Source organism: Acetobacter sp. DsW_059, from assembly GCF_002153695.1.
GTDB classification, from domain to species: Bacteria; Pseudomonadota; Alphaproteobacteria; order Acetobacterales; family Acetobacteraceae; genus Acetobacter; species Acetobacter thailandicus.
The window spans coordinates 38,825-60,920 of record NZ_JOPI01000002.1 but is presented as its reverse complement, the minus strand read 5'-3'; the positions used below and the strand labels follow the sequence as shown (position 1 = coordinate 60,920).

Here is a 22,096-nt window from a genome sequence, read left to right as displayed (position 1 = left end):
GGGATAATGCTCTATGTCTTCAACAACCCCTACATCGATATCAGGCACTGCAAACAAAGCCTCGCAGGCACGTGATGCTGTTCAGGGGGTGCGAAGTGTACTGGACAGCATATCGGGAGCTGATCCGCTCTCACCCCTTATGGAAACCAGCTCACCTCTGGGTGAAGATTTTTTGCCTAATCAGTCAGGCTCATTACATGCTATTGCCCTCAATGCACATGAAAGCATAAGCCAGCCTTTTCATGTTTCTCTGACCATTGTCACAACAGCAGGGCAGCTGTCTCCTGATCTGCTGCTTTACAATCCTTTTTGTGTGACCATTAAACGCTCTCCCTCTGCAGATCGTCATTTTAACGGCGTTGTGCAGCGTATGACACCGGTCGGAAAAACTGAGCGCGGACGCTGGACATACCAGCTGGAGATTGTACCAAGATTATGGTTTCTCTCGCAGTCTGAGGATTGTCGTATTTTTCAAAACCAGTCTGTTGACCAGATTTTGACCACTTTGCTGTCTGAGCATGGGGTTCAGCCTTTTGAATTCAAAATTTATGGCGATAAACCTGTACGTGATTACACCACACAGTTTAATGAAACTACACTCGGCTTTATGCACCGTTTATTGCAGGAAGAAGGCTGGTTTTACTTTTTTGAGCATAGTAAAAGCGAACATAAGCTTATTATTACCGACCGTAACGAATCATTTCTTCCTGTTTCCAGACCGCTGCACCGGGTTGTACCCAAAGGTAATAATGTCGATATCATCGACCAGTGGGGCGGGGGTTCAGCCACAGCGCACGGTCAGGTCACTCTGACCGACTACGACCCCTCCCGCCCCGCGGTACCTATTCATGCGCAGGAGGTCACACTTTCAACAACAGCAGGCGCTGCAACCCGCAAAGTAGCACGCTGGCCAGCCCTGACAAAAGATCAGAAAACCGCAGATCGCCGGGCCAGAAGCCATATAGAGCATGCTGAGGCTTCCTCATCCCTTTGCCGCGGGCACGGGTACGATCCTGAGTTTATGCCCGGCCGACGTTTTCAGATCGAAAGCGACCCTCTGACTGGTAATGAAATGACAGAATATGCTTTGCAGTCTGTCTCACATCTGGCCAGTGATAATACCTGGGCGGGTCAGTCTTCAGGGGCACATTACGCTTGCAGTTTTTCCTGTTTTCTTCAGGCCACCCCCTGGCGCGAGCCTGCAAACAACGCACGTCCTGCCATGACAGGTATTTTCTCAGGCGTCGTCATTGGCCCTAAGGGGCAGCAAATTCACGCAGACTCTCTGGGACGTATCAAAGTACGGATTATATTTGATCACCGCAAAGAAACATCATCAGGCTTTGCAACCTGGGTGCGTGTCATTCAACCCTGGGCTGGCGATAGCTGGGGCTGGCAGCATTTACCCCGCGTTGGCACTGAAGTCGCCGTTGCTTTTATGAACGGTGATCCGGATGAACCCGTTGTTATCGGTGGTTTATATAACCAGTCAATGCAGCCGGTTTTTGCTGTACCCAGCGAGCAGACAAAAAGTGGTTTCCGAAGTCGCTCTGTGCATGGAAGTTCATCAGAATTTTCCGAACTCTCTATCGATGATAATAAAGGTCAGGAAAAAATATACCTGCGATCCCAGCGTGATTTGCAAACCTACGTTCTGAATGATCGCAAAACTGATATCGATGGCTATAGCACGACAAATATTGAAAAAGATGTCAGCCTGACAACAAAAAAAGGATCGATGACAGTTACCTCTGAAACCGGAGCGGTAACCATCCAGGCCGAAACTGAAATTACACTTAAGGTTGGTGCGTCAACACTTCGGCTGACGCAGGATGGTATTACCCTTAACAGCGACAAAATAACGGGCACAGCCGGCAACACAATTACCTTCCTCGGCTCGACTATTCATCTAAATGGCTAATCTGAAAAACAGAGCATTCTCCATGACCGCACTAACACTCAAAGTTATTTCTGCACCAGAAGGAATATCTTCAAAAGACCAGATTATAAAAGATGAAAAATTTATAATCGGCCGGGATCCTGGCTGTAACTGGTGCCTTGCAGATACAAACCGTGTTTTATCAAAAAAACACTGCGTTATTGAACGCCATGGTGAAGGATGGTGCCTGATTGACACCAGCACAAACGGAACGTTTGTTAACCAGGATACTATGCCATTAAAAAAGAAAAAACATGACCTGCAGGATGGAGATCTTATTGAATTTGCATCATATAAAATTAAAGCCATAATAAGTGGGCCAGACAATATCACTATAAAGAATGAAAATTATCCTTCATTATCAGAAAATACTCATAATAGCTCTTTTACAGGAAACGAGTTCAGTAGCTCACTAGCAAATCTTACCGATGTTTTCTCTGCTTTTCCACCAAATGAAAATCTCCTGATATCAAAGGATAGTATCTCTATTAACGAAATTCCATATATTGATACAACACCATCTGAGCGAGAAAACAGCCCGATACACGAAGCATATAAACCACCCAATGTTGTAAATGAAATTATCAGTGACAACTGGGATGAAGATCCTGTAGATGATAAAGTTATTAGTAAAAAAGATGATTTTTCTGATAGCGATGTCATAAAAAACCATCTCTCTGATGAACATGATCTGACACCCTCTGAGGCTGAACAAACATCCCCTTCTGATCAGGATATTTTTTATTATCCAGATACACAAACCTCCGATTCTGCCAGTTCTGTAACAGAATATGAACAGGCCCCTGCCTATGAAGATATCCAGGCAGAATACAGGGCATCATCTGTGTCAGATACATTTATCCACGAAGAAGTTTCACCTCATGCTGAGGAAAACATACAAGCGGGTATATTTACTAACTCTGCCACTCCTGATTCAGAGCAATGTGATGACCGTATATCTGATTACAATGTATTTTCTCTGAAGGCTTTTTTACAGGGAGCCGGGATGGAAAAGATTATTGATCTCTCTGATCTGACCCCTGAGATCATGAACGAACTTGGCAAAAGTTTTCGGGCTATGATTCATGGTCTGCGTCAGATCATGATTGCAAGAGCAACAATCAAAGGAGAGTTTCGTATTGAGCAAACCATGATTCAGGCAGCTGGCAATAATCCTCTGAAATTCTCATCAGATGATGACGATGCGCTCATGGCCATGATTGGTATAGGTCGCAGAAGCGGTATGCCACCGTCGCAGGCCATTACCGAATCTCTTAATGATATGAGCTTACATGAATTTGCGGTGATTAATGCAATGCAAAGCGCCGTATTACATATGCTGACCCGTATGGAACCTGCACGTTTTACGGAAGATGCCGGAGACCGCTTTTTCGACTTCCTTCCGGCCAATAAAGCCGGACGCGCTTTTGCATTCTATGCAGATACACATAAAAATCTTACTTCTGCCCTGAAAGACGATTTTGACAGTAGTTTTGGCAAAGATTTTGCACGCTCTTATGAAAAAGCACTGACCAGTGCAGAAAAATCACTAAAAAATACCACCCATAAAGCTGAAAAAAATATTCCTTCTGCCGATGGAGACGCACAGTGAGCTGGAACAACCGTGTCGCCTGGGAGGAGGGCATGTTCCTCCGTGCACAACATTTCCAGCAACAGGACCGCTGGACAGAAGAACAGATACGCCAGACATTACGTTTTGTCAGACCCGATGGATGGGGTTTTGTACACCTGCAAATCAGCCAGGACCTCCTGACATCCGGACGCTTCGCCCTGACATATGCCTCCGGAGTATTTGATGATGGCACCCCTTTCAGCATGCCCGGAGAGGCTGATCTGCCTCCGCCGCTTGAGATACCAGATACAACACGCGATGCGCTGATTTATCTCGCTCTGCCTGTTCGTCAGGCAGGCGCAATGGAGATGATTGCCGACGGCCGAAAAGACGGGCGTTATGCTGTATCAACCTTCGAAGCATTTGACACACAATCAGGCTCCTCCCAGCCCAGTGAAATTGATATCGGGCGTCTGAGCACAATACTTCTGACAGAAAACAGTGATCACGAAGGGTATCTGTGCCTGCCTGTCGCACGCGTACGCGAAGTTCTGCCCAGCCAGCAGGTCGTGCTTGACCAGGGATGGATCCCTCCGTCTCTGACCTGTTATGCAACGACACAGCTCTCTGCCCTGGCTATCGAGCTGACCGGCATGCTCAACCAGCGCGGCAATGCTATTGCGGCCCGTCTGACATCACCTGGCGGCAAAGGGAGTGCTGAAGTTGCAGATTTCCTCCTGCTTCAGTCAATCAATGGCTGGCAAAATCTGATGTCACATTTTGCTGAAACAGGCACTGTTCATCCCGAAGATTTTTATCGTTTTCTGATCTGTGTTGCCGGAGAGCTCTCAACATTTACAGCTCCTGACAAACGTCCTTCACAATACCAACCCTATCGCCACAAAGATATCCAGGCGAGTTTCGCACCTGTTGTTGCTGATATACGCCGTTCACTTTCTGCTGTGTATGAACAGACTGCCGTAATGATCGAGCTCAATCTGCGTCGTCATGGCATTCGCACGGGCACTATTCATGACCGCTCGCTTCTGGCTAAAGCCAGTTTTATCCTTGCTATTACAGCAGAGATGCCAACAGAAGAACTTCGCCGCCTTTTTCCTCATACTGTTAAAATTGGTGCTGTTGAGCATATCCGTGAGCTTGTTAACGTTGCTATGCCAGGCATCGGATTACGACCACTTCCTGTTGCTCCGCGACAAATGCCATTTTATGCGGGCGCAACCTATTTTGAGCTTGATCGCAACTCTCCCTCCTGGCAGAGCCTTAACAGTTCAGGGGGTATTGCTCTTCATGTTTCCGGTGACTTTCCCGGTCTGAAAATTGAACTCTGGGCAATTCGTTCATGACCGGCAACCCTTTTCTTGAGCCCGATGATAACGAGCAGACCATTATCCGCCCTTTACCTGGAGGGCGCCCTCCCCAGCCCGAAAAAACTGAGCCGGAGCAACCTCTCAGTCCCGCACAGCAGCAGATAAATGTACAACCGGCGAATGCGCTGCGTTTTGAAGATATTCAGCATTCGTCACAATCCATCATTGTTGCCGCTGCTGCCGGGTGCCTGAGTTTTCTGAGCCGTATTCATAACACCTACACTGCCCCTGACCCCACGCAACTAAGACAAAATGCAATTGCTGCCCTGAAACAATTTGAACAGGTTCTGCGTGATAATAATGTGCCAATGGATGAAATCCGCCCCGCACATTATGCGCTCTGCGCAAGCATGGATGACGTAGTGCATTCTACCCCCTGGGGTAGTCAGGGAATATGGAGCGCAGCCTCCCTCGTCTCCACCTTCCACCAGGAAGTGCAGTCGGGTGAACGTTTTTTTGACGTGCTGGTTCGTATTTCGCGCAGCCCTGGTCGTATGCTTGGTGTGCTGGAGCTGATGTATCTCTGCATCTGCCTCGGTATGCAGGGGCGTTATCGCCTCTCACCCCGCGGCCCGGCTGATCTGGACCGTATACGCGAAGAAATATTCATTCTCATTATGCGCAACAGGCCAGCGGTAGAGCGCGAACTTTCACCGCACTGGCAGGGAGTCAGCGCACCCTACCGCCCGCAACGATTTGGCGTGCCGGTATGGCTTGCTGCCGTGGCCGGCCTGACCCTGATTAGTTTTATTTATGTGTGGGTCACACTGGGAGCGGCACGCCTTTCATCAAACCTGTTTGCCTCAGCCCTCTCCATCCCGCCAGGGCAGCAGCCTCAGATTGCCCGCGTTGCACCGGTTGAAGACCTGCCTCCTCCTCCTGAACCCGTTCACGGGGAACGCGAACGCCTGGAAACTTTCCTTGCCCCTGAAATGCAGCAAAAACTGGTCTCTATTGAAGGCACAGACGCCGTTCCTGTTATACGCATAATGGGTAAAGGCATGTTTCTGTCTGGTACTGAACAGCTTGACCGTAATACGCTACCACTCCTGCACCGTATTGGTCTGGCTCTGGCCACAGAAAAAGGCTGGGCTGAGATTATCGGCTATACAGACAGCCGGCCTATTCACACCATTCGTTTCCCGTCCAACCTTGAGCTTTCACGCGCCAGGGCAGAAACCGCAGCTACCTTCATTCGTGAAACCGGAGGCACTGGTATGCCACTCCATATTCAGGGTGCCGGTGCCTCTAACCCCATCGCTTCCAATGATACACCTCAGGGGCAGCAAATGAACCGCCGCATCGAAATTGTTCTGCATCGCCAGACGCCAGACCAGGACAAGCAGCCGTGAGCCTTATTTCAGACGGTAATATCCCTCCTTTCCTCTCAGCCATAGCCGGACGCTGGAGTATGAGCTTTATGGGGGCAGCAATGGCTGGTGCTCTCATCTGGTTCCTGGGAGAGCTTGTCCCTGGCCTGCGTACACCTGCAGCCCGCATTATATGTGTTATTATCGTTCTCATCATATGGGCGGGAGTAAACAGTCTGCTGTCATGGCGCGCCAGACACAAAGATAAAACCCTGATGGCAGGTGCCACAGAAGGTGATAACTCTGATGACGCGATGGCAGCACAGGCAGAGGCCCAGGAAGAAGCCCGCAACCTGCGTGAACGACTTCAAAAATCACTCCAGATTCTGAAAAAAACACGCAAAGGGCGCGGCTATCTGTACGAGCAGCCCTGGTTTGTTCTGATCGGTCCTCCAGGCAGCGGCAAAACAACCCTGCTCACTCAATCGGGCCTGCGCTTTCCACTGGCACAGCCTGATGGTATCGGTGGCCTAGCACCTGGCGCAGTAGCTGGTATTGGCGGCACGCGCCTGTGTGACTGGTGGTTTGCCGATGAAGCTGTACTGATCGATACTGCCGGTCGCTTTACCACACAGGATTCCAACGAAACAGTTGACCGTTCAGGCTGGCTGAACTTCCTGGGCCTGCTAAAGCGCACCCGCTCACGACAGCCACTTAACGGGGTCATTGTAATGATCTCGCTGGCCGATGTGGTCACAGTCTCACAAAGCGAACGGCTGTTTCATGCCCGCATGATTCGTGACCGTATCCGTGAACTGACCGAGCGCCTTGGCGTACGTATCCCGGTTTATGCTATTTTCACCAAAGCAGACCGCATTGCTGGTTTTACAGAATTTTTTGATGATCTCGACCGCGACTATCGCCGTCAGGTCTGGGGCATGACATTTCAGCTTCAGCATGGTATCGAAGACTTTACGAACGAATTTCATCTCCTGACAAACCGCCTGAATGACCGCCTGTTTGAACGGCTTCAGCAGGAACGCATTCCTGCAAGGCGTGCCATTATTGCTTCTTTTCCATTACAGATGGAAACACTCAATGATGCACTCAACGAATTTCTGAATGCTGCTTTTGGCAGCACACGTCTCGACCCGGCCCCTTTTATTCGTGGCATTTATTTTACCTCCAGTGCACAGGAAGGCACACCGGTTGACCGGCTAAGCAGCATGCTGGCCCGCAGCTTTGGCATCGACCAGCGTCGTATGCCGGCCCTCCGTTCAGATACAAAACGCGCCTATTTTGTCGAACGTCTGCTCAGCGAGGTGATTCTTGGTGAAGCACGTCTCGTCTCGTCTTCTCCCACACGGCAACGCCGCCGCCTGATGCTGCGTCGCTCAGGTTTTGCTGCTGTAGCGCTTGTTACTGTCTTATCCTGCATTTTTTTGTGGCAACGTAATATTGAAAACCGACAGATTATTGCCCACAACGAAGACGCAATTAACATTTATCGCAGCAAGCTGGAGAACCTGCACCTGGACCCTGTGGCAGACGATAACCTGCCAGCCGTCCTTCCTGCTCTCAATGCCGCCCGGGCCCTGCCTGACGCCCGTACACTGGCATCCCGTCATCGTGTCTGGCCAGGAATGGCCTTTAACGAAGATGCTGACATCGGCATGACGAACCACCTGATTTATCAGGCGGCGCTCCAGCGGCTTCTACTGCCTCGTCTGATGTGGCGCCTGGAAAATCAGATTCAGGAACATTTCAGCCAGCCAGCCTTTCTTTACGAAGCAACCCGTATTTACCTTATGCTCAGCAACCAGGGTTCACTTGAACCTGAAATGATCAGAGACTGGATGCTGCTCGACTGGGAAAGTCGTTTTCCTGGCCCAAGTGCAAAAATACAGCGCGACCAGCTGATGGAGCATCTCAATGCTCTGCTTGAAACGCCTCTCCCAAGCCTGCAGGTTAACGGGGGCATGGTAAAACAGGCTCGTGCTGCCTTTAGTCGTGTCAGCCCGGCTGAACGGGTCTATGGCCGCATCAGAGCCAGTGCCATGTCGGTTCCCGACTGGTCACCTGAGACCGTACTGGGCCACGGGCAAAAGCAATTTACGCGCCTGTCGGGTCGTCCCATGACAGACACAATCCCCGGTTTTTACACCAGTGCTGGTTTCAGGCAGATTCTTCTGCCGGCTCTGCCTTCTGCCGCGCAGGATGTCGCAAGCGAAAGCTGGGTACTGGGCAGCAGTGACCATAGTCTCAATGGCACAACACCTGCGAGCCTGGAAAACGGCGTTCTTGACCTGTATACTGCCGACTACATTCGCCACTGGGATGATATGCTGAACGACCTGGCCCTTGTACCCTTTTCGGGTCACTCAGACCTGGTACAGAGGTTATATGTTCTGTCATCACCACAATCACCCATGCGTGACTTCCTGGTCGCAATCACTCATGAACTCACACCGGCTACAGATGCACAAAATGAACAGCGTGGTGAAGATAAACAAAAAGCTGACCCCGAAAAAAGCCGTCTTGGAGCATTTTTCAACAGATCAAAAGGCAGTAACCCTGCAGCCCCTGTGCCTGGCACAGAGATTGATCTGCACTTTGCTCCTCTGGTGATCTTTACCGGACGTACTGGCCAGGCTCCTCCAATTAATGGAGTGATGCAAATCCTGAACCAGTTCGAGGGAGCCATTGCCCAATTACCTAATGCCGATAATCCTGCGCAGCTGCTACAGTCAACACAAAACCCTGTACAATCTATTCAGGCAGAATCTCTGCGGCAGCCACAGCCTGTTTCCCGCTGGCTTAACCAGATCGCAACGGCAGGTGACAGCACAATGGCAGGTGATGCAAAACGCACAGCAGCCGCTGCCTATAGCAGCGCGCAGGGGCCTGCTCAGTTATGTATGGCAGTCGTAAAAAATCACTACCCGTTTGACCCGAATGCCGAGCAGGATGCACCTCTTGATCAATTTATTCGTCTGTTTACACCCGGAGGTGTACTGGACACGTATTTCACAACACAGCTTGCTGCCTATGTCGATACAAAAGGGCCTGTCTGGCGGGCTCACAGCCTTGGCAACACTCCACCTCCGGTTTCGGCTGCGGCACTCGCTCAGTTTCAGCAGGCAGCCCGAATTCGCTCCCTTCTCTTCCCTGGTAACATGGCAGTACCTGCAATACATCTGCACATCACGCCTCTGGCGGCTGACCCGCTGTCAAAAATAGTGAATTTCAGATTTGGTTCACTCAATGTCGTATGGAAAGCCGGCGTCAACGGCACTCTTGGACAGGCGCTTGGTGCATCAATGACATGGCCTGGTGATAATATCTCCAATATTGCACTCGACTTTGTGCCAGAGGCCGCCTTTCCTCGCCGCCAGCAGGGCAGCTGGGCATTCTTCCATCTCCTCGACAGCGGAGTAATAACCCCGACAGGCAAACCTGATCATCTCGACATAACCTTCCGCTCAGGAGACCGAAGCGTTACCTATGATCTGGAAACATCAACACCTGAACAGGTTTTTGATCATACCCTTTTCTCACATTTTCACTGTCCGATACTGCAATAGTTCATGCAGAACATTGAGGAATACCCACCTATGCCTGAACAGGCCGGATTTTGTGGCAAACTCCCCGCCAGAGGAGACTTTATCCGGCGAGGGCTTTCAGAAACACTGGTCTCATGCTGGGATAACTGGGTAGCCCGCAACCTGGCCTATACTCACACTGTTATTACTCAGGATGAGTGGATAAAAGGCTGGGTTATCGCGCCGCTATGGCGTTTATCTCTTCCTGCCGGGCACTTATCTGAGCAGCCCGTAAGTGGTCTGATAATGCCCAGTATTGACAAAGCCGGTCGCTATTTCCCATTTTTTGCCGGAGTGGAAGGTATTTCTGCGGCTATCAACACCGGCTCTTTCTGGCATGAGATGGAACATGCCTGCCGTGATGCTCTGATGCATACTATAGAACCTGATGAACTTTTTCTTCAGCTACAGAATATTCCTGCTCCCGAGGAAACATCCTGTATGACGGAACAGGGGCTGTGGATGACAGAAGGTAATAACACTATCCCTGCCCAGACTCTGACATATCAGGAGCTCCCCGAGCAGGAACTTTTTGCAAAGTTGTTCTGGGCATGACTGAAACAATACGATACTCCGCATCAACACATCAGGGTGTTGTCAGAGCTGAAAATCAGGATGCCTATCTATGCCGTCCTGATCTGCAGATTTTTGCCGTCGCAGATGGTGCAGGCGGGCATGATGACGGACAGTGGGCGGCACAACGGGTCATTGACAGCCTGGCGTCACTCCCTGCTGATCTCCGGCCCAGCGAACTTTTACAGCGTATTCGACACCGCCTGACAATGGCACATGAACAGCTGAAAATGGAAGCACTGCGACGTGACAGCCAGAAAGGTATGGCTTCGACTATCGTTGTTCTAATTTTAACGGAAGAGTATTTTGCCTGTCTCTGGCTGGGAGATTCCCGTATCTATATGATGCGGGATGGTGAGTTAATTCAATTAACAAAAGATCACTCCCACACACAGGCTTTAGTTGATGCAGGCCTTCTGCGTGTTGAGGAAATGGAATTACACCCCCAGGCAAATGTCATTATCAAAGCCATTGGTGCGGGGTCACAGCCACTTATGATTGATAAATGCACAGGCCCGCTTCTGCCTTACGACAGGTTTTTATTATGTTCTGATGGCCTGACAAAATCGGTTAATGACAGCAACATTCTTAAATGCCTTGAAACAGGAGTGAACTCTGCAGATCTTCTGGTAAAAACTGCTCTGCAAAACCATGCACGCGACAATGTTACAGCCATTGTTGTCAGCATTGAAGATGAAGAAAAATGGCCTTCAAATAACGATATTTAAAAATTATTATATTATTTTTCATCGGAGGCTGCCGGTGTAATACCAAGTTTAGACAGAATAGCAGCGCGTGTGCTCCCGTCTTCAATCAGGTCAACCAGAAGCTCACGCCATGACAATCGTGCACGCCTTACCGCTTCATATAATGTTCCTGAAATTGGTGACTGAGGCTCATTTTTTTCAAAATACTGAGCTACATAAATAAGATGATTAAGCATATCATCACGCGTTGGCTCTTTAGGATTTGTCATACACTGCGCCTCAGAAAGACACTCTGAAGAAGTCTCTCTTCCTGTTGTTATTGCAATACTCTCTTCCTGTTTCAGCTCCTGCTCAGTTAATATAGCCTCCTGCACAACAGGAAGCGTAATATAACGAGCTGCTATTTTCTCAGCTTTTGTCAGAAGAGCCATAATCCGACTGGTAGGCGGTGAATCGTGACCAAGACGTTCAGTCATTAGTTTATCAAGCATTTTCCAGCTTTTTAAAGCCCGTCTGCTACCATGATAAACCTCCGACAAAGTGGCTTGCCCTAAACGGGCAGCTTCATCTTCAACCTCAGAAAAAGGCAGAATACCTGAAGCAAGACGCTGTTTGCGTCGTGCCGTGTCACCTATACCCTGCACCTCTTCTGACTGTTCATACTGCCATAATAAAAAAGGGGTTCCATCTGCGCGAGCAAACAAAGGAGTTTTTCGTAAAGCCTGCATCAGACTCCCATCTGAACTCACACCATTCAGCCCGGTTAGTGCTGCAAAACGCGCCTCAGGTCCATCCTCATCGTTCCCAGGGAAGAAGTCAGGCCAGTAATCAGTAAATAATCCAAGTGCAACATCTATGCCGTCAGCCAGTCCGTTCAGGCCATCAAGACGAATCAGCGCCTCAATCAACCAGGAAGAGACTTCAATATCTTTCCCTACCGACCGGAGAATTTTCGCAGAAAAATTACGTACAGCTACCCAGTGCTGCAAAGCCGTAGCACTTTCAGCCGGATCATACTCTCCTCGTCTTTCTGCCGCTCGGGCATCTGACCGTGCATCACGCAGCTGAAAATAAGGCGACGATGGTGAAATATCGAGGCGCGGGTCTGTACCCTGTGGAAGTTCTTCCGTGACAGGTTGCAATAAAGCATATGGCGTATAGTCTTCTCTCTGAGCCATCAGGCGACTGCTCCGGATTATTTCAGATTATTTTCATCGCGCTTTTACCTGGCGACAGAACAGCTGTCTTAAGCTTACACAGATAACATGTAAAATATGTAATGTATAAAAATTCATTTTTTACACGTATTATCAAAAGAATACCTTCAGGTGCGACCAGGAAACAACACTCTGACACACCCCCTTACCGAACCCGCCCGTAAACCACCATTATGTAAAAAACAGAAACATTAGTTTTCTATTATTGTTATTTATTACATTATCAATACCCCGTAAAAAAGACACAGAAGGAACAGACCTCACATTCACTGTTCCGCCAGAACATCGCGTTTTTTGTCCTGCCACTTTCTGTTTTACGGAGTAATTTCCTCATGAAACTCTCTCTGCTTTCTCTTCCCGCTGCTGCACTTGCACTGGGCCTTACCGCTGCCCCTGCTTCTGCTCAGGTGGTAACCAATGCCTCTCAGGTTCAGTCCGGCACCTATGCTGTTGAGCCTGGCCACACACAGGTTGGCTTCTCTGTGCTGCATTTTGGCTTCACTAACTATCAGGGCGTTTTCTCAAACGTTTCAGGCACTCTGCACCTCGATGCCAAAAAACCGGCAGAATCGACATTGTCAGTAACCATTCCTGTCAGCTCTGTGCAGACAACCAGCACAAAACTTGATGAAGAACTGAAAAGCGACCAGTGGTTTGATGCTGCAAAATTCCCTGATGCCACATTTGTCTCAACATCTGTGCATACGAATGGTCATAACGACGCCACTGTAACCGGCAACCTGACCCTGCATGGTGTAACAAAACCAGAAACCCTGAAAGTACATTTCATTGGTGCTGGCGTTAACGCACTCGACAAAAAATACACAACAGGGTTTGAAGCAACAGCCACCATTAAACGCAGCGACTTTGGCGTAAAAATGTATGTTCCTTACGTTTCTGACGAAGTACGCCTGCATATTGCCGGCGCATTCGAAAAACAGGACTAACAGCCATGACGCTCCCTGCACACTTAAACGCCGGGAGCACACGCTACTCAACGGTTGCGATCATCCTGCACTGGATGATCGCCTTCGGGATACTGGTCCTGATCGCAATGGGGCTGATCATGGATCACCTTCATCTCGACCCCATGCGTGTGTTCCAGCTTTATCAGCTTCATAAATCTATCGGCATTACAGTTCTTCTGCTCGTTATCATACGCATTGGCTGGCGCCTGTTACACCGTGCTCCTCCCCTGCCTGACACGATGCCGGTGACAGAGAAAAAATTGGCGCATCTGGCGCATCTGGCTCTCTATGTATTGCAGATCATCCTGCCACTCAGTGGCTGGGCAATGGTTTCAGTATCAGTGTTTGCCATACCAACAGTACTCTTTAGTGTTGTGCCCTGGCCTGACCTGCCTGTTCTGCCAACACTTGAAAATAAAGCACCGGTTGAGGACGCGCTAAAAACAGTGCATCATTGGCTTGCCTGGGGGCTTCTGGCTCTGATCACAGCACACGTTGCAGCCGCACTCCGGCACCGCTTTATTTTACACGATTCAGTTCTTGCACAAATGCTTCCCTCACTGAAGAAATCAGTGCCTCTATCACGCCGGAAGGATCACACATCATGACGTCTCTGCGCACTCTTCTCCCCGCGTTCATAGCAGGAGCAACACTGTTCTCTGCTCCGGCTATGGCCGCAGACTGGATACTTCAGGATGGCAGCGGCGTTGTAGGCTTTTCCGGCACACAAACCGGCAAAACTTTTCATGGCCATTTCACCCGCTATCATGGCACGATCTCTTTTGACCCCGCACAGCCTGAAGCAGGACATGCCAAAATTATCATAGAAATGGCCAGCGCTGTTACCGGAGATAAACAACGTGACGAAGCTTTACCTGGCCATGACTGGTTTGACGTAAAAGCCTTTCCTGATGCTGTGTTTGACGTAACCACCTTCAAACACCAGAGTGGCAATCACTATAATGCCGAAGGCACCCTCACCATTAAAGGTGTCAGCAAACCTGTGACTCTGCCTCTTTCTATCGATATTGCAGGCACAAGCGGCCTGCATGCAAGAGGCAGTCTTCAACTGGCCCGCACGACCTTTAATGTTGGTTTAGGGCCATGGCAGTCACCTCAGTGGGTAGCGCTTGAAGTCAACGTTGATGTTGACGTTACGGCTCACGACCGCTGAGAAAACGGTCTTATCGTCTTCAGAGGCAAGTCTCGGCCTGCCTCTCCTCCTTTGCCCATGGCGGATGTTCAAACGCCTTCACGAGGTAATCAAGCAACGCTGTTAGCCGGGCTGGCCTCACGGTACTGGCTGGTGTTACAAGATATAACGTAATCACAGGCCCTTCCCACCCAGGCAGCAAACGTTCAATGCGGCCGGTGCGCAGGCCCTCCCACACCATAAATTCAGGAAACAGCCCATATCCCAGGCCTGCCTCAAGAGAAGGTAAAAAAGCCTCAGAGTTATCTGCGCTGAAACTCGATTTCTGAGCCAGAACATACTCTTTTCCTGATTTACTTTCTCGTAAACGCACCATGCCTGGCGCAGCATTATTTGTATAAACAAAGCTCTTACGGGTTTCGAGGTCGCGCGGGTGTTCTGGCCGCTCACTCTTTTCAAGCCATGATGGCGCCGCAACAAGCAAAAGCCTGACATCACATAACCGCCGGGCTCTCAATGATGAATCTGCCAGCGAGGCAATACGCAAAGCCGCATCATATCCATCTGCTACCAGATCAACGACAGCATCACTAAAATCGACTGACAGGTTAATAGCAGGATACTGCTCCAGAAAACCAGGCAGCACCGGTGCGAGATGGCGCACTCCAAATGTTGTAGGTGCTGCAAGACGAAGACGCCCTGAAGGGCGCTGCATATCGCCACGCGCCTGCACCTCTGCCGCTTCGGCCTCTGCCACGATACGACTGGCATACCCCAGCAGGCTACGCCCTGTTTCTGTCAGTGACATATGCCGCGAATTACGATTAAACAGCGATATCCCCAGCGAACGCTCAAGACGACTCACCGCTTTGGAAACTGTAGGTTTAGAAAGCTGAATTTCTTCAGCAGCACCGGCAAAAGAACCAAATTCTGCCACTTTTGCAAACACAGCCCAGGCTTCAAAATCTGGCAGACGCATCTTCTCTCCCCTGCACCACAAACAATAGAGCCAGCCTAAGACAAAAATACCTGTTTGGCAAAAATCAGAAACAATCCTTTTCCATAATTTCCATATACGCACCCATCACCCTGGAGGTATATTTTCAGGCAACAGCTCTCAGATCTTTTTAAATAAGAGGCTTACATGATCGATATTCGCCCCCATAACCAGCTTGGCCACGCTAACCACGGCTGGCTTGATGCCAGACATCATTTTTCATTCGCTGACTACTATGATTCTGCACGTATGCACTGGGGTGCCATACGTGTGTGGAATGATGATGCGATTGCGCCCGGCACAGGTTTTGGTAAGCATCCGCACAAAAATATGGAGATCATTACTTACATTCGGGAAGGCGCTATTACTCACGAAGACAGCCTGGGGAACAAAGGCCGCACTGAAGCCGGAGATGTACAGGTTATGTCAGCTGGCACTGGTATTTTTCATAGTGAACATAACCTGGAAGATATCACCACCCGCCTGTTTCAGATCTGGATTATTCCTGACCGTTCAGGGCATGCGCCCTCATGGGGTACACGTACCTTCCCCAAAGGAGAACGGGCCGGAAAATTTGTTGCTCTTGCCTCTGGATATCAGGAGGATAAAGAAGCTCTTCCCCTGAATGCACAGGCTCGTGTTATGGGGGCATCACTTAAGAAAGATGAAAGCTTAGACTATAATTTTCCTGATAAAAACTTAGGATATCTGGTTGTCGCAAAAGGCTCAGTCGTTATCGACGGTAAGACTGCTAACGAAGGGGACGGCGCAGCGATCTCACAAACTGATACCATCACCGTTACTGCAACTGAAGATGCAGAAATAATTCTCGTAGAAACCAGGCCTGTCACAGACTAAAATAAACTTCCATAACCAGACCACAGTTTTTTAATATTCTGTGGTCATGCATGCAACGCTGACAAAAACCTCTCAGCTGTTATCGGGCTGCCACCCATATTATAAAATTTATAGTGAATACCACGATTAGCTGCGATAAGATAAAAGCAGTTTCTCAAATGATTCTGGTTATCCAGCCTGCGATTTAATTCCAGAAGTTTTGTACCTTTTCTGGAAAAAACCAGATTAGCAAGCCCTGCACCATGAGGAGCTATAATGCTTGTGGCCTGCCGGAAAAGAGCAACCTGAGTCCTGAAGTCCATCCCCTCCAGAAACACTTTTGTATACCCTTCCCGTTCAAGGATCGGGTCAATCAAAGCCTGCTCATCTGGTGTAATACGCCCGCTTCCGTCCATAGCACGACCGACATAAAAGCGCTCTGGCAATTCGGGGTTATGGGGCACGTCGAAAAGATCAAATAAGCGATGCGGAGCTTCCATATTCAAATAAAGCTCTGGCATTGTAGGTGAGTGCCAGAGGTAGTGAATACGTCGTGCTCTATAAATGCCATCTTCAAGCGGTGTCACCCTATCACTAAGACCAGCAACGGCCAGAGAGCTGTTAAAAACTTCCTGTGAAAATGCCGGGTTACGCGTAGCAAAACTTTTTGTAGCATCAGGAATAATAAATTTTACAAAATCCGGCAAAATTCTTTTTGCTATCTGCATTTTTGAAACAGCATATAAAAGCCAGTGATAATAATTGCGCGCTGCGCCATCAAAGCTCAGAAACACATCGTCATTCAGTTCATGATAAGGCAAATCAGGAAGGCGTTTTGAAACATTATAAAGGCCATGATTACAAAAGCAGGATGGCTCTGACATCACCCGGTCCTGATTATCAATAATCATTCCATCCAGACCATGACCTATAACAAAACGCCCGTTCTCAACAGTGAGCAGCCGTAATACTGTCTGCCTGATGCTGATATATTCTGAATCACCAACAAGGCGCGCACCGTAAAAACTCAGGCCACACCGAAAATCATCCATATTCTGAGAGGGGTAAGCCTCAGCGGGTGGAATAAGTTTTGTGTGACCAGCCTTCATAAGGTCTGTTTTACGTGCGGCATGAAAAGAAGAAATTGTATTCTTAATATGAAAAGGGTCACTCTGAATCGATGGCATCACATTATTCCGCATCCATAATATCACGCTCTTATATTTCTGGTTGTATCAGCTAGCAGCATCCAGCGCAAAGAGACATGCTACGTGTACATCTTAAAAACTGATTTTTAATAATTAATATTTTATAATAATTGTTCTTTTCTCTCTTATGTAATTTTCAATATAATAAGAAATATAGAATTATTATACTTTAAAATATTGTTCCTTTAATCCAAATAAAAAATATTTACTCCGTCAGAAAAACAAAATTTAAAGTAAAAACCCAACATAAGCTCTGATACGCTCTGTTCCCCGGAAAAAAGTCGGGGGGTTACCTGCGCGCTTCATATGAAAAAGCAACAGGACACTCTTCAGCGCCAGAAAAATCATGCGACTTTATACCATCCTTCCCAGGTAACCACAGGAATTAGCAAATTGCTGCACATCAATCAAAACGAGAAGATTTTCACAACCAGTCAGGCACTTCCGTTCCCACCTGACGGGGCACTCTTACGATACAGAAGCTAAAGAAATACATATCCTGTCTTTTGCATTTATCCACAGATTTCGGGGATGAATATGTGGGCACCCTTGTGGAAAACGGGTACCCACACTCTGAACAACTGAAAAGACTAAACTAATTAATCCTGGAAACCAAACGGCCCTATACCGGGGTCCCAGTTACCCCATGCAGGATTCCATGAGGGATTCCAGTTATTCCAGGCCGGACCAGCCTGCCAGTCTCCCCAGTTCCACGAGCCATCCTGATACTCAACTGCAGTATCCTGCTGCTGATTAACCAGAGCCTGCTGCTGACGATACTGCTCATAAGCGTCATATGCTTTCTGGTCACCGACATACAGGCAGTCACAAATCGTCGGATCAGCGTAAACATAGAAAACCTTACCATCATGCATACGCCTGATAAAGCGGTGCGCTGGCAGTTTATCGAGCATTTTCTGACGCTTAACTGTATTAGCCGGGTGAAAGGCAAAGCCTGCCGCTGCCAGATGATCTTCTTTATGAGCAATTTTAAGAGGCTGACTGGCACAGGCGCTTAGCAGCATAATACCTGCGCAGACTGCACCAGATTGCACGAGAAAACGAGAAAACATCATTTTTTCCTTATACTCACGTAAGCCTTTACCCTATGGCTCTCCGTGTCTTGTTCTCTGTTTCAGACAAGAATTCATATCATGACCATTTTTTTTGTCATTAAAAACCGAACAAGGATGATAAGCAGAGTTCTCTCCCCTGAAATTATTTGTTAGCTTATAATAAGCAATTCGGTCTAGTGTTATACAACCCTGCTTCAGGACATAATACCCTGATCCTGACATTTCCGGAGAGAATGCGTGAAAGTAAAACCCTTATTGAACCTGCTTCTCCCATCACTACTGCTCATGCCATTACCCGGGAAGGCATGTTCCAGTCTGGCAATTACAGATAGCAGCGGGCACGTCTTTCACGGCCGCACACTTGAACTGTCTGAAGATCTGCCTTCATGGCTGACCTACTACCCTAAAGGTACAGCCTTTCAGAAAAAAGCACCTGATGGCAGTAATGCGGCAAGTTACCAGGCATTATACCCTGTATTGTCCGTCACAACCGAAGTCTATCAGGATGGTGATGACCATAATATGCTTGAAGGTGTGAACGGAGCCGGCCTTTCGTTCAGTGCCAACATGGTACCCGAAGCCAACCTGACACCCCTGACCAAAGATGAATATAAAATATCTGTTCCTGTTACCTCAATTGGGGAGTGGGCACTGGCAAATTTTGCCACTGTTGAAGAAGTCAGAGAAGCCGTAAAAAAAGGTCATTTCTGGTCCCCCGTGCTGACACGTCTTGGCGGCGTGAAATCACCATTCCACTTTGCTTTTTACGACAAAAAGGGCGGCAGTATCGTTGTTGAGGCCCTTAACGGCACATTTCACGTCTATGATAACCCGACAAAAGTTATGACCAATGGTCCTGACTTTCCGTGGCATCTGCAAAACCTGAATAACTACACGCAACTTACAAACAAGGACCGGTCAGAGGCCGTGCTGGGCACCCTGAAACTGGTTCAGCCTGACAGTGGCATTGCAGCAGAAGCGCTTCCTTCCTCTGACACATCAGTCGGGCGTTTTATTCGTGGTGTGTATTATACAACGTACGCACCGGTTGCTAAATCCACCGGCGATTCATTCAATGTTCTGGCACACATTATGAACCGCTTTGACCGGATGAAAAACATCACAACCGATACGCTTGGCGGCGAATCAACCATAAAAACAGGTAAAACACTGTCAGAATATACTGTCTGGACCTCTCTCACAGACCTGAGCGATGGTATCATGCTTATTCGGGGTTACAGTGATATCGGTTACAAAAAATTCTCTCTCGAGGCATTTCACGACGTGAAAAAGCCCGTCTTTGAAAGAATAAATGACGCGAATACGGCCCTCTCTTACTAATTGTTTTAAAGAGGACGTTTTGAAGAAAAACGTCCTCTTTTTTAAATTCTACTGATAAGCGCTCTCACATATTCAATAAAGCATGAAGACATCAGGTAAGATAAATGCCTTGCCTACCTCATGCATAAACCTGACTGCCTGAATACTCACATTACGTTTCTTAAAAGTATAAAATCAGGCAAACCGGAATATCTCCCAGTCACAGGGTCATTTCAATTAAATGCTCATCCTGCTGACACAAAGGAGAGAGCCCACCCTGCCCTGACTTTCTTTCATTGTAATTTTACTGATATATGTCAGAAAAACTAACCTGCCCGATACGAGTGGTTCGGGCACATTATCTCCTGTTTCCCCGCATAATATAATGCGCTGATCACACTCGTTACCGCTCTTAGATATAAGGATAAACATCATGTCAGCTTCAGAAGATTTAGCATGGTCTTTACCTTTACGCTGGGGCGCTCTGCTGCTGCTCTCTCTTATTTTTTCTGTTTTCCTTGAATGGCTCGGTTTACCTGCGGCTCCGCTCCTTGGCCCACTCGCCGCAGCAGTGATGCTGTCTATGCGAGGTCAGAAAATTAAACTCCCCAAGCCTGCTTTTGTATATGCCCAGGGCGTTGTCGGGGTCATGATCGCCAGCTATCTTCCGCACACAATCTTTCAGCAAATTTTGTCTGACTGGCCCGTCTTTCTGGGTGGCACGTTATCAACCCTTTCAGCTGCAGCATTTCTGGGCTGGTTCCTTACACGGTCAAAAATGCTGCCGGGCACGACTGCTATATGGGGATTTTCACCAGGGGCAGCGACAGTCATGACGCTCATGTCTGCCTCCTATGGTGCTGATATGCGGCTTGTTGCCTTCATGCAATATCTCAGGGTTGTCTGCTGCGCTGTAATAGCAGCCTGTATGGCGCGTATACTTGGCACTCCGGCTGTTGCGCAAAGTGCTGCACATGTCATTTCACCGGCCACTATACTGACAGGTCTGGGGCTAGTGCTTACGGGCAGCACTATAGGGTTATGGCTGAACATTCCCGCCGGGGGGCTTTTGCTCCCCATGGCACTGGGCATGATTGCGCGACTTGGTTTTTCAATACACCTTGAACAGCCATTCCTTCTGCGCGTCGTCGCTTATGCTGTTGTCGGCTGGGCTATAGGCATGCGTTTTACACCTGATATTTTATTGCATGCTGCCCGGGTGTTACCACGTCTGCTGAGCACAATTATTGCTCTTATTGTTATTTGCTTCGGCTTTGCCGTGGTTCTCGCTCATATAGCACATATTGATCTGCTAACGGCTTACCTGGCGACCAGTCCGGGAGGGGCAGATTCTGTGGCAATTATTGCTTCAACTACGCAGGTTGATATGCCGTTTGTCATTGCAATGCAGATTGCCAGGTTCTTTTGTGTTCTGATCACCGGGCCAACTCTGGCACGATTTCTGTCACGCCGGACCGAAGACAGTTAAGCACCTGGCTACACAACCAGCCTTTTAAAAACGTCCCAGCTTTGTATAGCCGCAGGCCAGAGCAAAACGCTGCGCCAGCCTGCGTGCCCGCCTGACAGGCATTTTGCGCAACACAACGTCACAATACATATGGTCGTGCAACGCGAAAGCGACCATCTCCCATCCGTGATGCAGCATAAACTCGTGCCCGGCCTGGATAACACCATAAGGACTGGCACCGTCACTCATGATATAATCGTTAAGAATAACAAGCCCGGTGTGAGGCTTCATTTTCTTACGGGCAATCTCCAGGTCACGCACCACAGCATGGTAATTATGGTCGGCATCAAGATAAACAACATCCAGGCTCTCATCCGCAAGGGATGCAAGCATCGTTCCGCTATCACCTTCCATAACCACAACCTGACCACTGGCGACCTGCGAAGCAAACCGATCTTTAAAAAACTGCCCGTGCGTTTTGTTTTCAAACAGATCTGATGTCTTCTGCCCCCATACTTCCGGCAGCTTATGAACCATGAATTCGTCAATGGCATAAAACTTAGACGGCTTGCAGATTTTTAGAAATTTCTCTGAAAAATCACCCTTCATCACGCCAACTTCAGCAATGTGAGCATGGCGTGGCAGAAGAGGCAGAATATCATCACGCGATGACAGGAGCCGGGCGTTTCTTAACAGACATGAAGGTAATGCCGCTACTGCAGGAACCGCCTGAGACATCACAACACCTTTCTTGACTGAG

General features: G+C 48.6%; 18 protein-coding genes. 13 read left to right on the top strand and 5 right to left on the bottom strand.

Translation table 11 applies throughout. The annotated features are described in order from the left end of the window. Positions 1-13 precede the first annotated feature (13 nt). From HK25_RS00590 to HK25_RS00560, 7 genes are read left to right on the top strand one after another with little or no spacing between them, the layout of a single operon-like run. Positions 14-1,921 (top strand): type VI secretion system Vgr family protein, encoded by a 1,908-nt coding sequence (locus HK25_RS00590; RefSeq protein ID WP_086634949.1) that lies wholly within the window; start codon positions 14-16, stop codon positions 1,919-1,921. Continuing rightward, positions 1,914-3,551 (top strand): type VI secretion system-associated FHA domain protein TagH, encoded by a 1,638-nt coding sequence (tagH, locus tag HK25_RS00585; protein ID WP_086634948.1) that lies wholly within the window; start codon positions 1,914-1,916, stop codon positions 3,549-3,551. Before HK25_RS00590 ends, tagH begins: the two co-directional genes overlap by 8 nt. Then, positions 3,548-4,876: a type VI secretion system baseplate subunit TssK gene (gene tssK, locus HK25_RS00580; protein ID WP_086555162.1), complete on the top strand. Its 1,329-nt coding sequence runs from the start codon at positions 3,548-3,550 to the stop codon at positions 4,874-4,876. The genes tagH and tssK overlap by 4 nt, the downstream gene beginning before the upstream one ends. Next, positions 4,873-6,252: a type IVB secretion system protein IcmH/DotU gene (gene icmH, locus HK25_RS00575; RefSeq protein WP_086634947.1), complete on the top strand. Its 1,380-nt coding sequence runs from the start codon at positions 4,873-4,875 to the stop codon at positions 6,250-6,252. Before tssK ends, icmH begins: the two co-directional genes overlap by 4 nt. Beyond that, entirely contained in the window at positions 6,249-9,794 is a 3,546-nt protein-coding gene (tssM, locus tag HK25_RS00570; RefSeq protein WP_086634946.1) for a type VI secretion system membrane subunit TssM, read from the top strand. The genes icmH and tssM overlap by 4 nt, the downstream gene beginning before the upstream one ends. Before the next feature lie 30 nt (positions 9,795-9,824). Next, positions 9,825-10,367 (top strand): type VI secretion system-associated protein TagF, encoded by a 543-nt coding sequence (tagF, locus tag HK25_RS00565; protein ID WP_158092902.1) that lies wholly within the window; start codon positions 9,825-9,827, stop codon positions 10,365-10,367. Further along, positions 10,364-11,113: a PP2C family serine/threonine-protein phosphatase gene (locus HK25_RS00560; protein ID WP_086555166.1), complete on the top strand. Its 750-nt coding sequence runs from the start codon at positions 10,364-10,366 to the stop codon at positions 11,111-11,113. Before tagF ends, HK25_RS00560 begins: the two co-directional genes overlap by 4 nt. An 11-nt stretch (positions 11,114-11,124) precedes the next feature. On the opposite strand, the gene tssA is transcribed toward HK25_RS00560, so the two are convergent. Next, positions 11,125-12,270: a type VI secretion system protein TssA gene (gene tssA / locus HK25_RS00555; protein WP_086634944.1), complete on the bottom strand. Its 1,146-nt coding sequence runs from the start codon at positions 12,268-12,270 to the stop codon at positions 11,125-11,127. Between the two features lie 371 nt (positions 12,271-12,641). Here tssA and HK25_RS00550 point away from each other — a divergent pair, with 371 nt between their 5' ends. The 3 genes from HK25_RS00550 to HK25_RS00540 are packed head-to-tail and all read left to right on the top strand — an operon-like array spanning position 12,642 to position 14,451. Continuing rightward, entirely contained in the window at positions 12,642-13,256 is a 615-nt protein-coding gene (locus HK25_RS00550) for a YceI family protein (RefSeq protein ID WP_086555168.1), read from the top strand. A gap of 5 nt (positions 13,257-13,261) precedes the next feature. Beyond that, positions 13,262-13,885 (top strand): cytochrome b, encoded by a 624-nt coding sequence (locus HK25_RS00545; protein ID WP_086555169.1) that lies wholly within the window; start codon positions 13,262-13,264, stop codon positions 13,883-13,885. Continuing rightward, positions 13,882-14,451: a YceI family protein gene (locus HK25_RS00540; protein ID WP_086555170.1), complete on the top strand. Its 570-nt coding sequence runs from the start codon at positions 13,882-13,884 to the stop codon at positions 14,449-14,451. The genes HK25_RS00545 and HK25_RS00540 overlap by 4 nt, the downstream gene beginning before the upstream one ends. A 19-nt stretch (positions 14,452-14,470) precedes the next feature. Here the strand turns inward: HK25_RS00540 and HK25_RS00535 are convergent, their stop codons facing one another. Continuing rightward, positions 14,471-15,409 carry a LysR family transcriptional regulator gene (locus HK25_RS00535; RefSeq protein WP_086634943.1) on the bottom strand — a complete coding sequence of 313 codons (939 nt, stop codon included), beginning with the start codon at positions 15,407-15,409 and terminating at the stop codon, positions 14,471-14,473. A gap of 165 nt (positions 15,410-15,574) precedes the next feature. Here HK25_RS00535 and HK25_RS00530 point away from each other — a divergent pair, with 165 nt between their 5' ends. After that, on the top strand, positions 15,575-16,285 hold the full coding sequence (locus HK25_RS00530; RefSeq protein ID WP_086634942.1) for a pirin family protein: 711 nt from the start codon (positions 15,575-15,577) through the stop codon (positions 16,283-16,285). Between the two features lie 44 nt (positions 16,286-16,329). On the opposite strand, the gene HK25_RS00525 is transcribed toward HK25_RS00530, so the two are convergent. Next, the gene (locus HK25_RS00525) at positions 16,330-17,451 is read right to left on the bottom strand and encodes a DUF563 domain-containing protein (RefSeq protein WP_158092901.1); all 1,122 of its coding nucleotides are present in this window, start codon (positions 17,449-17,451) and stop codon (positions 16,330-16,332) included. Between the two features lie 620 nt (positions 17,452-18,071). Continuing rightward, on the bottom strand, positions 18,072-18,548 hold the full coding sequence (locus HK25_RS00520; protein WP_233127538.1) for a hypothetical protein: 477 nt from the start codon (positions 18,546-18,548) through the stop codon (positions 18,072-18,074). A gap of 237 nt (positions 18,549-18,785) precedes the next feature. Here HK25_RS00520 and HK25_RS00515 point away from each other — a divergent pair, with 237 nt between their 5' ends. After that, positions 18,786-19,889, top strand: a complete 1,104-nt coding sequence (locus HK25_RS00515) for a linear amide C-N hydrolase (protein WP_198945922.1) — start codon at positions 18,786-18,788, stop codon at positions 19,887-19,889. A gap of 412 nt (positions 19,890-20,301) precedes the next feature. After that, positions 20,302-21,357, top strand: a complete 1,056-nt coding sequence (locus tag HK25_RS00505) for an AbrB family transcriptional regulator (RefSeq protein ID WP_086634939.1) — start codon at positions 20,302-20,304, stop codon at positions 21,355-21,357. A gap of 24 nt (positions 21,358-21,381) precedes the next feature. On the opposite strand, the gene HK25_RS00500 is transcribed toward HK25_RS00505, so the two are convergent. Then, positions 21,382-22,074, bottom strand: a complete 693-nt coding sequence (locus HK25_RS00500) for a class I SAM-dependent methyltransferase (protein WP_086634938.1) — start codon at positions 22,072-22,074, stop codon at positions 21,382-21,384. Positions 22,075-22,096: the final 22 nt, after the last annotated feature.